The organism is Stenotrophomonas sp. SMYL20 (assembly GCF_036320045.1).
GTDB lineage: Bacteria > Pseudomonadota > Gammaproteobacteria > Xanthomonadales > Xanthomonadaceae > Stenotrophomonas > Stenotrophomonas maltophilia_A.
This window is the reverse complement of the sequence record NZ_JAWIRT010000003.1, coordinates 123,577-139,186: the sequence shown is the minus strand read 5'-3', so window position 1 is coordinate 139,186 and position 15,610 is coordinate 123,577. Positions and strand designations below refer to the sequence as shown.

Annotated in this window: 13 protein-coding genes; all 13 read right to left on the bottom strand. The window is 60.1% G+C overall.

Features of this window, described 5'->3' with window-relative positions:
- Positions 1-89: 89 nt before the first annotated feature.
- The 13 genes from V3B48_RS03445 to V3B48_RS03385 all read right to left on the bottom strand — a co-directional run bounded on the left by V3B48_RS03445 (position 90) and on the right by V3B48_RS03385 (position 15,610).
- Entirely contained in the window at positions 90-899 is an 810-nt protein-coding gene (locus V3B48_RS03445; protein WP_329893187.1) for an SDR family NAD(P)-dependent oxidoreductase, read from the bottom strand.
- Between the two features lie 40 nt (positions 900-939).
- Positions 940-2,472, bottom strand: a complete 1,533-nt coding sequence (locus tag V3B48_RS03440) for an aldehyde dehydrogenase family protein (protein ID WP_049398541.1) — start codon at positions 2,470-2,472, stop codon at positions 940-942.
- Between the two features lie 158 nt (positions 2,473-2,630).
- On the bottom strand, positions 2,631-3,674 hold the full coding sequence (galE, locus tag V3B48_RS03435) for a UDP-glucose 4-epimerase GalE (RefSeq protein WP_329893186.1): 1,044 nt from the start codon (positions 3,672-3,674) through the stop codon (positions 2,631-2,633).
- A 52-nt stretch (positions 3,675-3,726) separates the two neighbouring features.
- Positions 3,727-4,653, bottom strand: coding sequence for an acyltransferase family protein (locus V3B48_RS03430; protein ID WP_329893185.1), 927 nt, complete (start codon positions 4,651-4,653; stop codon positions 3,727-3,729).
- Entirely contained in the window at positions 4,650-5,777 is a 1,128-nt protein-coding gene (locus V3B48_RS03425) for a glycosyltransferase (RefSeq protein WP_329893184.1), read from the bottom strand. Before V3B48_RS03425 ends, V3B48_RS03430 begins: the two co-directional genes overlap by 4 nt.
- Before the next feature lie 76 nt (positions 5,778-5,853).
- Positions 5,854-7,590: a heparinase II/III-family protein gene (locus V3B48_RS03420; protein WP_329893183.1), complete on the bottom strand. Its 1,737-nt coding sequence runs from the start codon at positions 7,588-7,590 to the stop codon at positions 5,854-5,856.
- Positions 7,591-7,654: 64 nt separating this feature from the next.
- Positions 7,655-8,944, bottom strand: a complete 1,290-nt coding sequence (locus V3B48_RS03415; protein WP_329893182.1) for a Gfo/Idh/MocA family oxidoreductase — start codon at positions 8,942-8,944, stop codon at positions 7,655-7,657.
- A gap of 3 nt (positions 8,945-8,947) precedes the next feature.
- Positions 8,948-9,823: an aldo/keto reductase gene (locus V3B48_RS03410; RefSeq protein WP_329893181.1), complete on the bottom strand. Its 876-nt coding sequence runs from the start codon at positions 9,821-9,823 to the stop codon at positions 8,948-8,950.
- On the bottom strand, positions 9,813-11,177 hold the full coding sequence (locus tag V3B48_RS03405) for a hypothetical protein (RefSeq protein ID WP_329893180.1): 1,365 nt from the start codon (positions 11,175-11,177) through the stop codon (positions 9,813-9,815). Before V3B48_RS03405 ends, V3B48_RS03410 begins: the two co-directional genes overlap by 11 nt.
- Positions 11,177-12,634 carry an oligosaccharide flippase family protein gene (locus V3B48_RS03400; protein WP_329893179.1) on the bottom strand — a complete coding sequence of 486 codons (1,458 nt, stop codon included), beginning with the start codon at positions 12,632-12,634 and terminating at the stop codon, positions 11,177-11,179. The genes V3B48_RS03405 and V3B48_RS03400 overlap by 1 nt, the downstream gene beginning before the upstream one ends.
- Positions 12,631-13,818 carry an acyltransferase gene (locus V3B48_RS03395; protein WP_329893178.1) on the bottom strand — a complete coding sequence of 396 codons (1,188 nt, stop codon included), beginning with the start codon at positions 13,816-13,818 and terminating at the stop codon, positions 12,631-12,633. Before V3B48_RS03395 ends, V3B48_RS03400 begins: the two co-directional genes overlap by 4 nt.
- Positions 13,818-14,714 carry a glycosyltransferase family A protein gene (locus tag V3B48_RS03390; protein WP_329893177.1) on the bottom strand — a complete coding sequence of 299 codons (897 nt, stop codon included), beginning with the start codon at positions 14,712-14,714 and terminating at the stop codon, positions 13,818-13,820. The genes V3B48_RS03395 and V3B48_RS03390 overlap by 1 nt, the downstream gene beginning before the upstream one ends.
- Positions 14,711-15,610 (bottom strand): NAD(P)-dependent oxidoreductase, encoded by a 900-nt coding sequence (locus V3B48_RS03385; RefSeq protein ID WP_329893176.1) that lies wholly within the window; start codon positions 15,608-15,610, stop codon positions 14,711-14,713. Before V3B48_RS03385 ends, V3B48_RS03390 begins: the two co-directional genes overlap by 4 nt.

The following is a 15,610-nucleotide window of genomic DNA, read 5'->3' as shown; positions in this document are numbered from 1 at the left end:
CGACGAAAGGCATTCCAGCTGTGGTAGACGTCGACCTTGGTCGACGAAAGGCATGCCAACCAAGGTTGGCAACTACCGGCGTGCCGGTGTCAGCCCATCAACACCTGGCCACCATCCACGTTGAGCACATGGCCGGTGATCCAGCGCGACAGCGGCGAGCACAGGAACAGGGCGGCATCGGCAATCTCACGCGGGTGGCCGAAGCGGCCGAACGGAATCTTCGCCAGCGTGCCGTGGTACAGCGCCGGGTCTTCGGTGCGGCGGCGGTCCCAGAGGCCGTCATCGAACTCGATCGAGCCCGGTGCGATGGCATTGACCCGAATCCGGTCCTTGGCCAGCGCGAGGGCCTGCGAGGTGGTGTAGTGCGACAGCGCGGCCTTGGCGGCGGCGTAGGGCGCACCACCGGGACGCGGCTGCTGCGCGGCGATCGAAGACAGATTGAGGATGCAGGCGTCGCTGGATTTGCGCAGCCAGGGCAGGGCCAGGCGCGATGCACGCACGGCCGCCATCAAGTCGACCTGCAGGCTGGCGGCCCAGCCGTCCTCGTCGTCGGCCATGCCGTAGCCGGTGGCGTTGTTGACCAGCACATCGATGCCACCGAGTGCATCGGCGGCGGCCTGCAGCCAGGCCTGGATCTGGCCTGGGTCGGCCAGATCGGCGGAAAACGTGTGCAGTTCGAAACCCTGTGCCTGTGCATCGGCGCGCAGGGCATCCAGGCCGGCTTGGCCGCGGGCGCAGACCGAGACCTGCGCACCGGCGCCGGCAAACGCCAGCGCCATTTCACGGCCAATGCCCTTGCTGCCGCCGGCGATCAGCACGCAGCGGCCGGTGAAATCAATCACCGGCTTGCCAGCCTGAAGAGCCGAGCCATGCTCGGCTGCATTTCCTGCGGTGTTCATGGCGCATCCTGCCGAGCATGGCCCGGCACTACAGATAGCGTTACAGGTCGAACTTGATGCCCTGGGCCAGCGGCAGCGAATCCGAGTAGTTGATGGTGTTGGTCTGGCGGCGCATGTAGACCTTCCATGCATCCGAGCCGGACTCGCGACCACCGCCGGTGTCCTTCTCGCCACCGAATGCGCCGCCGATCTCCGCACCGGACGTGCCGATGTTGATGTTGGCGATGCCGCAGTCGCTGCCGGCCGCCGACAGGAACTTCTCGGCGGTCTTCAGGTTCTGGGTGAAGATCGAGGACGACAGGCCCTGCGGCACGCCGTTCTGCATGTCGATGGCTTCGTCGATGCTGTCGTACGGCATCACGTACAGGATCGGCGCGAAGGTTTCGTGCTGGACCACGGCGTCGCTGTTTTTCAGGCCCGAGACGATCGCCGGCAGCACGAAGTTGCCAGCGCGGTCGATGCGGGTGCCGCCGGTTTCGATGGTGCCGCCGGCCGCCTTGGCCTGGGCGATGGCATCGAGGAACTGCTGCACGGCGCCATCGCTGTTCAGCGGGCCCATCAGGTTGGCGGCATCGGTCGGGTCGCCGATCTTGCCTTCGACCTGCTTGTAGGCCTTGACCAGCGTGGCCAGCACGTCGGCATAGATCGAGCGGTGCACGATCAGGCGGCGGGTGGTGGTGCAGCGCTGGCCGGCGGTACCGACGGCGCCGAACACGATGCCCGGCACGGCCAGCTTCAGGTCGGCGGTTTCGTCCAGGATGATGGCGTTGTTGCCACCCAGCTCCAGCAGGCAGCGGCCCAGGCGGCGGGCGACCTTCTCATTGACGGTGCGGCCAACCTGGGTCGAGCCGGTGAAGCTGATCAGCGGCACGCGGCGGTCATCGACCATCTTCTCCGACAGCGCAGTGCCGGCATCGTTGATCAGGAAGAAGATGTCCGGGAAGCCGGCTTCGCGCAGGGCGTCGTTGCAGATCTTCAGCGAGGCGATGGCGGTCAGCGGCGTCTTGTTGGACGGCTTCCAGATGCACACGTCGCCGCAGATGGCGGCCAGGAACGAGTTCCAGCTCCACACCGCGACCGGGAAGTTGAAGGCCGAGATGATGCCGACCAGGCCCAGTGGGTGGTACTGCTCGTACATGCGGTGGCCGGGGCGCTCGGAATGCATGGTGTAGCCGTACAGCATGCGGCTCTGGCCCACGGCGAAATCGGCGATGTCGATCATCTCCTGCACTTCGCCGTCGCCTTCGGGCTTGCTCTTGCCCATTTCCAGCGCAACCAGCGAGCCCAGGGCGTCCTTGTGCTTGCGCAGCGCTTCACCGCACAGGCGCACGGCTTCACCGCGGCGCGGAGCCGGCGTGGTGCGCCAGACCTTGAAAGCTTCCTGGGCGCGAGCGACGACGGTCTCGTACTCGGCCTCGGTGGTCGCGCGGACCTGCGCGATCGGCTCACCGGTGGTCGGGTTGACCGGGGTGATCAGCTCACCGCTGGTCGCGCTCGACCACTCCCCGTTGCCCAGGTACGTGCCAGCGTTGATCGCGTCCAGGCCAAGGGACTTGAGCAGCTCGGAAGACATGCAGACTCCTGTGTTTCGTTACGTTGTTTGGCGCCATCGCGGGCAGGTGGGGGACGCGATGAACAGAACCGCCGATGGTAGCAGAGGGAGGTTGCTGGGCTTTGGTGCGGTGCGGGGTGAAACCGCACCGATAGGCCATCCCAATGCGGAGTGCCTGTTCAGGCAGGCAGGGCTTCGTCCAAGCTGCGCGCGGTGTCAGGAATGGCCGGCTGCGGCGACCACGCGGGAGGATAGCGATGCCACTGCCAGGCACTGGCGATGATTGGCGCCAACTCGGTCCAGCGCGGCTGCCAACCCAGGATCTCGCGAGCGCGGGCAGAAGACGCCACCAGGCTGGCCGGATCGCCCGGGCGGCGTTCCGCCATCTCAAACGGAATTTCGCGTCCGCTGACCGCTGCCGCGGCTGCAATCACCTCATGGACGGAGAAACCCTGCCCATTGCCCAGATTGAAGGCGTGCGCACCGGGCGTGTGCTCCATGTACTCAAGTGCCAGCGCGTGGGCTTGGGCCAGATCCTGCACGTGTACATAGTCGCGCACGCAGGTGCCATCGGGTGTTGGGTAGTCATTGCCGAACACTTTCATGGCGTTGCCGATGCCCAATGCGGCACGCAGGACATTGGGAATCAGGTGGGTTTCGCAGGCATGGGCCTCGCCAATGCCCTGGTCGGGCAGGGCGCCTGCGGCATTGAAGTAGCGCAGGCAGGTTGAACGCAGGCCGTAGGCTGTGGCTGCGTCAGCGAGAATCCGCTCTGCCATCAGCTTGCTGGCGCCGTAAGGGTTGATGGGCGCCTTGGGGTGGTCCTCATCGATCACGTCCGACAGTGGATTGCCGAATACCGCAGCGGTGGAGGAGAACACGATGCGATCGATGTCGTGGCGCCGCATGGCGGCCAGCAGGTTCAGTGTGCCAGTGACGTTGTTGTCGTAGTAGGCATAAGGATCCGCAACGGACTCACCGACCAGCGAGCGGGCAGCGAAGTGCATCACGGCATCGAACTGGCGACCATGGAGAGCACGTTCGAGCGCTTCGGGATCCAGCAGGTCGGCTTCCAGCAGTTCGCCCCAGCAGACCGCGTCGCGGTGGCCGGTGGACAGGTTGTCGAGCACGGTTACGGCGTGGCCGGCTTCGGCCAGGTACTGGGCCATGTGGCTGCCGATGTAGCCGGCGCCGCCGCAGATGAGGATGCTGGAAGTACTCAAGGAACAAACTCCAAGTGCGACACGTCGTAGGGTGAATGGAGCATCACAAAGGTCAGGCGACGGGTAACGTCGGTTGCTTCAGTCGCGCCCTTAGGCGCTGGTAGCCGACTACGAAAAAGGCCGACGCCACGAAAGCTATGGTGACCCGGAGCGTCACATGGATTGGAAGCTGTTTGGCCGCCCCGAGGAAAATCGGGTGGCACAGGTAGATACCGAACGTCGCATTGGCCAGCGTCTGCATCACGGTCAATGTGGGGATCCTGTGTCCCCAACGCAGCGCGGCCAGCAGTACCAAGGCGGCAATCAAGTGTGGCAGTGCCACGCCAGGCAAAGAAGAGAGCACCCATGTCGCGGCTACCATCAACAGTGCAACAGCAAGTGCATGCGCACCCCATCGGGTGCTTCGGTGTAGGCCGATCAACAGCCCGATCAGCACGGCCGTGGAAGCCTGCGTCCACTGAGCCAAGGGGTAGCCGACCTGACGCGACCAGGGTTCCCATTGCCAGACCGTTGCCAGATTCACGACAGTCGCCATCACTACCAGCCAGAACAGCATCTGGCGATCAACAAATCGCTTTATCAGCGCCAGTATCACGATCAGGGCAAAGATGAACGGGATGTACCAGAGATGGATGCTGCTGCCAGCGAGAACTCCGGCGACCCAGCCGCCGCTGTAATCCAGCGGCATCAAGGGTTTATGGCGTGCAAGGTTGATGGCACCAAACACTAGGAACCAGAATGCCCACGGAATCAGCAGACGGCGCGCCAGCTTTGCAATCCGGACCGGTCGTGACCAATTGCTGCCCGCCTCGAACAGCATGGTGAGCATGAGGAACACCGAGAGACCGCTGTAGCTGATCTCGCTTCCCGGTGCCTTCGAGTGGTACCAGATAATAGCGAACGCGGCCAGAACGCGTGCCAGCTCAATGCCCTGATTGCGCCCGGAACCCTGCGCCACCGTCGTCAACTGTGCAGTCACTGGCCTGCGTCCAGGGCCTTCAGAAAGCGCACGCCACGATCGGTCCAATCGAAGCGTTCCCGCGTACCCTCATAAGCATTGTTCTGCAGGCTGTTGAGGTAGTCAAAATCATCAATGCGTTCGCAAACCCCCTGCGCCAGCGTCGCAAGGTCGTTGAATTCGACGAATGCGCTGGGCGCGTTCACTCCCAAGCCAGAAACGGCGCCTTTCATGGCAAAAATTGGCAGGCGATTGAAGACGTAGGTCAGCAGGCGCACCTTGAATCCGCCGCCGAGGAAGTCGGCGACCACACTTGCACGGCAGGTAGCAAGGAATGCGTCAATATCATCGACAAAGCCCATGAACCGCACGGTCGGGTAGCGGCCGGACAACGTGTCGCCGAGCGCATCGTCGATCGGTCCAACCACGGCCATCTCGACGCCTGCGCGATGAAAAACGGGTGCTGCATGTTCCAGCCAGCGCTCCAGGATCACCTGTTTCTGACGGGATTCACGCCCGCCCAATAAGACGACGCGTCGAGGCACCGATGCATCGATCCGGCGTTGGATCGTGCTATTGCCCTGGTAGCCCGGGGTCAGGGTGACGTACTGCACACTTGGTAACTGGGCCTTGTAGAGTGCAGCATCGTCTGGATTGATCAGAGACAGAAGGTCCGCCGATCGCACCAGGTCAAGCTCGGCCTTACCCACCTTGATGCCATCCAGCTTCAGGGCAAGGCGCAGCAGCGGGTTGCCACCATACGCTGCGTATTTCTCCACGCGAACGGAGGCTTCGTGCTCATGTGAAATGTAGGAGATGCGCGTTGCCGGACGACGGGCGCGGTACGCCAGTACTTGGGGTAGTACATGGTAGGAGCCGATGTGATCGATGACGATTACGTCCCACTCTTCCCGAAGGGCCAGTGCTACGGCCCTCGTGTAAGCAGTGGTCTGTCCGCGCCAAGCAATGTTAGGCAGACGGGTGGCGACCGACCCCATGCGTCCCTTGCGCGGAGCGCCTGCGATGATCCAGCGAACCCCGTCTTTGTCGACCGGACCATCGGGTTGCACGCCATTGGTGGCAACCACTGCGGTCACGTCCGCAACGTGGGCAAACGAGGTGGCCAGCCCCTTGGAATAGCTCATGTCGCCTCCGCGCGCCGGTGCGTATGGGAAGAGACGGCTGAGGATGAGAATGCGCTTACGGACGGACGACATCGTGCTATTCCTTGGTGCAAATGGGGGGCGGAATTGGACTACTTACTTCCCAGTCCAGTTCGGCTGTATCGGAGGGCTCCAGCGTGATCAACCATCCCTGCCGATCCTGAAGGTAGTGGCTGGCCCAAGATGAAGCGCGGAGATCCGCCACGTAGCCATTGCGGATTATCAGATCGACGATGATCCCAGCTTGGGCGAACTGCAGATGGTTCTCTTTGCGCGAGACCACGTGCCAATCGGCGCTGACTAACAGGTTGGTGCGCGGTCGGGGAATATCCCCGTGCCATCGGTCGCTCACATGCAGGCAACCGTCTATAAGCATGACACTGCGATCTGCGCTGCCATTCTTGAGATTCAATGCCCCGGATACGCGATGTCCACCTGCGAGCGGGCCACACTCGCTCAGCTGCGCCTTGCTCATCCGGCCCACCTTGAAGCAGCCGCTGTACTCGACCGGTTCGACCTCGTGCCAGCCAGGGCCATTGTGGCTGCCCGCCGAGCGCTCGAAGCGTCTGCGCTCGCCCGTGGAGTACTGGTAAGTGCCCGGATCCACAATGAATCTTTTGCCGTGCAGGTCGATCTCCACCGCTAGGAAGTCGGCGTGCCCGTGACCGGGATTCCAATACGGGCCAATCGCGCCGGCATCAAACAGGACAAAGCAGGTTTCATCCTGCAGGCGGGCATAACCGGCATGGGGCAACACTTCAAGTGGCTGCAGTGACGGGGGCTCGATCAATGCAGCGACCGGAGGAACTTCGCCGAACCAACTGTCGTTGAACAGTGCAATTTCGCCATCCGGATGAGACATCACCGCCCAAGCACGCTCGGCCAATGCGAGGCGCTCGCAGGCAAGTTCGCGCGTGGTGGCACCGAGGAACCGGGTGTCCCGGAATACGCGCAAGGCCATGACGGTCAAGCCCTGGTACATGGCCGAGCGCTCGGAAAGCAGTCCATCTTCGAGGACGCAATCCAGAATGATCCGATGCACGTCGCGGTTCAGGCGCGCCGCGATCGACGTCGGAACCTCTTCTGCGTGGCTGTAGTACAGACACAGCGCTGCCAGATTGCGTTCGACGTGATTGTTCTTGAGCTCATGCTCGATGGTGTCCAGCACGAAGGCGACATCGCGACGGAGAAACGCTTCAATGGCGGCGACCAGTGAAGGCGCGAGCGTACGCTCCTGGCGTGCGACAAGGTAGCCACTGAGTACGCTGAGTATCCGGTGCGACGCGCTGTACGGGAACCAGTAAGAACTGAAGCATCCGCTCACCGCGAAGCTGCTGCTGGCATTGAAGCGAGCCAGGATCGCTTCGACGGCCTGATGATGCGTGACTGTGCCGGAAACCAGCATGGGACAGATGAATCCCAAGTGCGCCAGCTTCATCCTCCAGAGATGAAGATCTTTCTCGACGGGAATGGTGTGGTGCCAATTGATCGCTCCGATGTTGCCGAAATCCATGGATTGACCAAAGAAGTTGAAGTGCCCACGAGCCACTTCATCCATATCGTCCAGATATTCGTCCCGATAGAATCGGGAAACGAACGCCACGGTTGTTCCAGTTGCTTCGGTGCTGCGGGAGGCGATAGCTGGCACACGCGTACTGAGCCGCTCAAGGCGTCGCGCGTAGGCATTCGGAAACTTCCGGGCAAGGACGTTGCGAAGCACGCGCTTGAGATGATATCCAAGCATCTTCGCATCAAGCCGCGATGCGGCTTGCAAAATTCGTAGATTGATTTCCAAAGTAGTCGTCCAGTTGCATCCGTCCTTGGAGAGCGCCGATAGAATGTCATCGGCGCCCCGTTTTTCATCGGGATGCGATCCGCTCCAGCAGAGTGGGGTGTAGGCGCTTCAGATACCGGGTCCCGTAGTCCTGCGTCCCTGGTAGTGGGCCAAGCGGCGCGAACGTTGTGGTAGGGCGCGTCGCCAAGCCCTCGGGACCTGCGCCCTGGATCAGCAGCGTCAGTTCATTCAGATGGGTTATGAAGTCGGGTGAAAGATACTGCGGTTGGCCGCTTCTTATCTCGCGCGCCATCTCTGCAATGCCGACGAATTTATCCTGCGCGTAAACTTCCTTGCGCCGGACCCATTCCTTGACGCGTGTTCGTAGGGAAGAACGCACCGATTGGTCCTTTTCCACCGCGACGGACTTCCAGTTCCGTACCAGTCGCATCCGGCGTCCGCCGATGCCGAACAGCCTGGCGAGCAGGCGGCTGTTGCGCAGCACCTGCAACTTCCGCGCGCTCAGGCTGCCTTTGGAGTAACGCTCCAAGTGGACCGGGGAACGGTACTGGCGGTAGCTGTCGGTCGATACCTCTCCTTCGGTGCCGATCACGCGCATGCGATGGTCGCGGGGTGCCACCACGCTACAGGTGATCCGCGCCGACGCGCCATTGGCGAACGTCAGGCAAGCAACAGAATAGTCCGGCGTCCCAGAGCGGCCAGGCATGGCTGCTGACTTGGTCTCGATCAGCTCATTGGAGTAGGCGGTAACCGCCGTTGCTGGGCCCAGCAAGCCACAGATCCAAACAAGGTGGTAGCCCACATGCTCAAAGGTACAGCCTTCAAGGATCTCCTCCTCAAGCGGCCACGGTGCGCCCGTAGGACTCCTTACCTTCTCAAACTCCATCAGGTGGATGGGGTTGTCATCCAGCTCGGCGTACACCAGAAGCGGTTTCCCGATGGTGCCGTCGCCGACTGCCTTGAACAGCGTCCTTACCGAGTCGCTGTAGATGTTGCAGGGCGCGCCGTACATGCGAACGCCTTTGGTCGCGGCGATGGCGAACAGTTCCTGGGTCTCACGCAGATCCCGGGTTATGGGTTTTTCACTGTAAACGTGCTTTCCCGCCATCAATGCCCGGCGGCTCACGTCGAAATGCGCGCCGATATTGGTCAGGTTCACCACGATGTCCACTCGGACGTCCTCCATCAGGGCGTCCAGCGAGGTATAGCGCTCAAGGCCATAGTAGGCACACACGCGATCCATCCGATCGGCCTTGAGATCGAAGACGCCTACGATGGCCAGCTCCGGATGAGCCTTGATGGTCCGCATGTAGATGTCGAAGACAAATCCACAGCCCACGATTGCAATGTTCACGTTTCAGCTTCCGCGTTGCGGTCGGGTAGGTGTGCTCGCGGTCAAGCCAGCAGCCCGCGCAGCGACCTTCATATTGGAGATCTTGGTAGTGCCTACCAAGACAGTGGCGATACGAGGATCATCTTGCAGGACCTGGATGCGTGCCGCGGCGAATGCCGAGGGATCCTGTGCGACGGCTATCCCGCTTTGACCACCCAGAACTTCACGCGCGATGATCTTCACGTCCTGCTGGAAGGCCTGTGCCAACACCTGATCGTAATCGTTGGCATTAGGATGGAGCGGAAGCTGCAAGGCGCCTACTCGCGGATCCGCCAGCGCCGCCATAGCTGTGCCGACGTCATCGACCGATACGCCAATAACATGAATCTTGCCGGCTTGCTGGGCGTTGTGCAGCGACTGGATGGCTTCTCCGTCGCGCAGCGCGCTTACCTGCGGGCTGTGCAACAGGTAGATATCGATTGCGTCACGTCGCAGTCGACGCAGACTTTCGTCGATTGCCTTGGAAATGAAGTCAGCGTCCCAGCGCGTGGGCAGCGGCTGACTACGCAGACTGCTGACGCCGTTTCGTGCTGTGTTGGATCGTCGCGCGACAAGCCGGATCAGGCCTTTTGCCGGTACTAGAATACGTTTGGAGAAGGGCAAGTACTTGCCCCCCTTGGTGCACACCACGCAGTCACTGCGGTTACCGATAACGTTGCCTATCAGTCGCTCGCTATCTCCCTGACCATAGATGTTGGATGTATCAAAGAACCGATAGCCTTCGTCCAAAGCGACTGCAAGCAGACGGGTGGCATCTGGACCGCCTACGCCATTCACCGACCCGAGTCGGCTGCATCCGAGGCCCAACCGGGCATGCGGAGTGCGGGAATTATCGCGCATGCATGGCTCCGGGCACGATAGGAGCGCGATCATTGTCCGAGAGCTGGGTTCTATATTCGGAATTTGTGCGTGGAGGAATACAGAATATGGCTAGCGCGAACCAGGAAATCGGATCAACGAATGCCGCGCCGGCATACCAGACAATCCACGCACACACAATCGCCCGGAACGGTAGTTCCACACCGATTCTGCGCAGCAGTGCTTTGGTCAAGGCTATGAATAGGAGGCCTCCAGCTGCTCCCAGGTAGATCCACTGCCACCAGAATCCGTTTGACATCAGATCGTTCGCCCGCAAAGTTGGATCTGCAAACCATGGGAACAGCGCGAAAGCCCCCTTATTGAGCCAGTTGTTGTCGATGATGGGGCGCGCGGCCTCCGCATTACCGACACCTACACCCAGCAATGGATAGCGCTCAATAACATCCATGCCAACGCTTGGTCCCACGGCAATGCGCCCGAAGAAGCTGCCGGTGGCCCCGTGATCACCGAGCACCAATTTGCTGAGGGCGGCGAGCTGGGTCATGTACGACTGCGCGATCAGCGTCGAAACTAATGCACCGCCGAGAAGGAATAGGACCAATGCACGCCCCTTTTTTGTGCGCGGCCAGTACATCCACGTCGCGATGGCGGCCATGAAGAACACGATGATCATGCTGGGGCAGACCAGGTAAGTTACCGTGAGCATGAGCAGGCCATTCCTCACCGTGTGCGGCTTGCCTGCTGAGCGCATGCTGAGGATCGCCATGGTACACAGGCAGAGCAAGGTGGTGGCCAGGAACGAGGGCTCGGTGGCCATGACCTTGGGCCGGATCTGGCCATACATGAGTTGATCGCGCTCCACGCCTGTGTACAGGCCACGGCCAGATGCGGAGTAGATCGCTTGACTAATGGCTTCGAATACGTCGCGCATGGCGACGAATTCAAGAAGTGCAAGCAGCACAAAGAACAGCCAGAGGCGGGTGGAAAGGCTGGCAAGTCGTGCTGGTTCAACAGTGGTTACTAGCACGGCAACAGCGAGCATGAGCGTCATCGATATCAGTAATTGAATGCCGCCCTTGTACGACTCAAATAACGCGGAGGTGGACAGGAAAACACTGTTCAGAATGGGGGCGAGCACCAGGGCCGCTGCAAGTAGAAGCATCAGCGGCAGCGTCTTAAGAAGCGTCCTGTGATACAGCGCTACAAGCGCAGCGCCGGCCGCTAGGCAGATGTACTGAGGAATCAGTACGCTGCCGCCGCTGTAGATGGAGAGCCTGAGGTGTGCGCCGACGAAGAACGCGACCAGCAGAGCCAATCCCACTGTCGAGCGGCTGAAGCTTCCATGCGCTTTGGGCGTTGCGTAGACGTGGTTCATCATGAAGGAATCAAGTTGAGGATATTGTGCGATGAGAAAAAATCACCTGCCATTCTTCCCCAGAGATGATGTGCGAGGGTGGCTGAAAGAATGGTCGCGACCAGGGCCAGCAGATTCCATGGCTGTGCGACGCCGGCACTCGACCAGGCGGTAGCCGGCCGATTGAATATGGCAGGCAGCATGTCACCGATCGCCTTGCCGACGAGGATGCCAGCTACCGTCGCAGTTGGGCCGTACTGATTGCCAAGAAGATAAGCCAGCGCAGGAGATAGGATGCCGGTGAGAAGCTGTCCGCCGATGTTTGCATTGACGGTGCCGTGCGCTATTCCCCAAAAGTAGGATGGCGCACAGAGGATGTTGATCAGCCAGCAGACCGAGATCATCGCGACCAGTAACACGAACTCGCTTGAGTATGTTTTCAGCCATAGAACTGAGACCAATGGCGCTACGCTAATGGCCGCGATCATCAGCCCTCCCCCCGCGAGGGCGGCAACGCGATTGCTTTTGTTGAAGAGGGCGTTGCTTGCTGTGGAATCACGCTGTGAGAGCTCGGCAAAGGCTGGCACGAGGTTCTGGAGTGCCATGATCGCGACCGTCCGGATCTGATAGACCATTCGATATGCCATTTCGAAGATGCCGACAGACGAGGGGCCGGCTACCGCTCCAAGGACCAGCTTGGAGAGGGGTTCAAACAGAAGGTTTGCGATCGTACCGATCTGCAGCTTTGCGCCAAAGCCGAACAACTCCTTCAAGACCAAGGCTGAGAAGCGGGGAGGACCCAGGATGGCGCGTGATCTGTGCGCAAATATCGACGAAGCCGCAATGGCAAAGAGGTACTGCGCAGCCTGGGCCCAGGCAAGCCCGAGCAATCCGTGTGACTTGACCAGAAGATAGGACGCGACCACCTGGATGATCATGCCTCCAATGGAGGAAACGGCGCGCAGGTCTGATCGTTGAATGCCGAGCAGTGTTGCCGCCAGCCCAGCATTGATGTTGAGCAGCCAGAATGTGAACAACGCCCAAGGCAGCAGTTGCTGGGCCGCGGTCAGCTCTACGCCGCTCAGGGCAAAACCCAGCGCGGCATTCAATGGCAGCCACCCGAGAACGGCGATGACGGCCATGAGAATGGCGATGGTGGAAAGCGCTGTCCAGAAGTAGAGCGAGACCTTGCTATGCTCCTGGCGCCCACGTGCAGCGGCAATGAACCTGGATAGGCCAGCGGAGATGCCGACATCGGCTACCCGCCCGAATGCCGTTGTGGCAAGCACAATCGACCAGACGCCAAGCATGGCGATGCCAAGCTCAGCGACGACGCTTCGGTAGATCAGGAATAACCCAATGCCTCCGATCAGGACCTCTGCAGCTGAGAAGAGGGAGTTTCTTCTGAGATTCAATTGGAAGTGCTCACGTGAACTACTTAGGTTGCGGTCAATGCAGGGGGCGCTGGTATTGATCACTGCGGGCTGACAGTGGTTGCGTCCCCATTCGCTGTTTCTCTGCGTTTCAGGTAATTGGATGCAGCCTTTCGGCAAGGATCCTCAATCGCGGCATAGGTGATTGAGGAAAGTGATAATAGAGCTGCGAGGTAGATTGCGAGGGCGATGAGAAAGGCTGTGGGGGAGGATAGGTCCCACTTCCAATAGATACCACCCCAGAGTTCGACCTGTTTGTAGGCTGGATGAAGCGCATTGGAAGCTGCGGCCATGCTGATTAGTATCAGCCAGTGGGTGATATAGATGGAGTAAGACCACTGTCCGATCTTGAGGAATGGCTTCAATCTTAGGAGGCGTCCGATTGCCCCGCGCTGCCCAGAGTATGCAATTACGATGGCTGAAAAGAGAATTGGCGCAAATGCTGAGGTGGGCGTAGCCTCTCCAGACGGAGTTACTGATGCATGAAGAAATACAATGAGTGCAATTAGTGCAATAATTTCAGTGCTTGTATTTGATGCGGCACTGAGTGAGCCCCTTTGCTTGGCATGCGCATAGAGATGGTGCGCGCCAACGCCGACGCCAAACCCATAGAGGCACCTGAATACACCGAAGTTTGCGGTCAAGTTGATATGCGTTTCGCTCACGACGAATACGTAATAGGCACCTAATAGGGTAAAAGCGCAAATCAGGGGGTAGCGATATTTGGAAAGCATGCAGCTAGCAAATACAAGGTACGCAGCGAATTCTGCGCTGATACTCCAGCTGGGAAGATTCCATCCGCCAGAAAAAGCACCAAAAGAGTTAAAGAGTGCCAGCACTAGAGGAAACTTTATCGGCAAATAGGTCGTGCTACTCGCGCCGATGGTGTATGGTGACTCTGTCCCCATTGCGCGAATCACAATGTATGCGCAGACGAAGCCCGTCATCACAATTGCATGCAGAGGCCAGACCCGAGCAAAGCGGCGTACGATAAAATCTGCGAGGTCTGTAGTCGATTTAATTCTCGTCGAATAATTTAGTGAAATTACAAAGCCGCTTAAGACGAAGAAAAAATCAACAAAGAGGAAGAACGATTCAATTGTGTGATAGTTGAATTCATTAACCGAAAACAACACGAAATGATGCACGGCTACCAAGAGCGCACATACTCCGCGCCAAGAGTCCAGTGATGCAAGGTGCGCGATTGGTGGGTGCTCAATTTTAGACATTACCGGCCACCCTGGATCGCCTTGTCCACTACCTTGGCAAGTGCAAACAGGCTGCTAGCCCCCTTCCACTTCCATTTCAACAACAATAGAAACTGGATTAGATTGAGTCGCGCAACACGAAGTCGTGAAGCCCTCCATGCGCTGTGGGGAAGGTGCGCCTTCAAGGCCTTCGAGAGAGGCAATAGCGGGAGGAACCAGGACAGGCGTCCAACCAGCCCAGTTTCGCGGACGAAATGACGGTCATAGCGCTCGAAGTACTTCCCGGGGGCATGCCCGCTGCGGAGCAGCTGCACGCCGTCAACCTGCAAGTGGTGGCCGTGAAGCATGCTCAGGCAGACCACCAACCAGTCATAGCCAAACATGTTCAATCCGGCAGGATAGCTAGCCTGGAGAGCCTTGGTTCGGTACACGCCGTAAAGCCGGGCGCTGTCGCGCGGATTGTGCAGGTAGGTGCGCACCCGCTCGTCGGGAGTGCCGACGATGGGAAACGTGCCGCGTGCGCGGCGCACGTCGCCATCGGGGTAACGGAAGTTCACCTCGGTGCAGCACGCCACCGCATCGGGGTTGACGTCGAGCTGGGCGATACACCGCTCGGCGAACTGCGGCGACCAGATGTCGTCGTCCGCTGCCCACATGTAGTACTCGCTGTCCGCAGACATCAGTACACCGCGGAAGTTATCGCTCTGCGGAATGGTTTGGGGGTGTCGCACATGTCGCACGCGAGGATCACGTGCGGCGTACTCGGCGCAAATCTCGCTGGTACCGTCGGTCGATCCATTGTCATGGATAAGAAGGACGAAGTCCGTGTAGGTCTGCGAGATGAGGCTGTCGATACAGCGGCGTGCAATGTCCACACCGTTGTAGATGATAAGGCCGATGGTCAGGCGCGGCTTCATGGCACGGCCTTGAGTAGCAACTGGCTCATCAATCCGCGGGCGAAGTCATCAATGGACTGAGGAGTAGCGTTCGATTGCAGGGTGGAAGCGTATTCAAAGTCGGCCCCGGCCTGCGGCTCATACGGCTGCTGGCGCTCAACGATGCAGGTACCTGTAGTCAGTTCGTCGGAGATGGCAGCACAGCGCTGGGCGAATTCGAACACCGTGCAGGAGGTTTCGCCAACGGGGTTGATCACCTGCCAGCCCGAAGCTGTGGCATCCAGCCAGTGTCGTACGCTGTCCGCGATGTCGTCGGTACCCACGAAGTTGCGCCGCTGCTGTCCGGTCGAGCGGATGACGATGCGACGATCGATCACCGCTTCGCGAGGGAAGGAGAAGGGGATCAGCGTCCATCGACGGAATGCATCAAGATCACTCAGGGTGCCGAACACGGCGCATGGCCGGAACGCAGCAGAAGTCACTGGACCCTGTGCGTACCGTCGGAAGACCTGTTCGGTGGCGTAGTGCGAGATCGCATAGTCCGAGACCGGATTAGGCGGTGAGCGCTCATCCATGTGGCCCAGCATCGGACCGTACACATGCGCTGAGGAAATGTAGGCAAGACGTGTGGCGCCCGCAGCGACGGCTTGGCGCGCGAGGGCGCCAGCCCCAAACAGGGCCATTCTGGCAGCACGGAGGGGATCTTCGCGGAAGTCTTCGTCGACGATGCCGGCGCAGTGGACCAGGGCATCAGCCGGTGGCAGGGTCACTGAGTTCAGGCCGTCTACGTCTGCTAGGTCGAGGCGTACGTCCGCGCTTGCGCTGCGGCCGAGGGTGACTACCTCGTTGTCATGGGAGAGATTCTTGTGCACGGCCTGTCCGATCAGGCCGCTGGCGCCGGTGAGCAGGATTCGCAT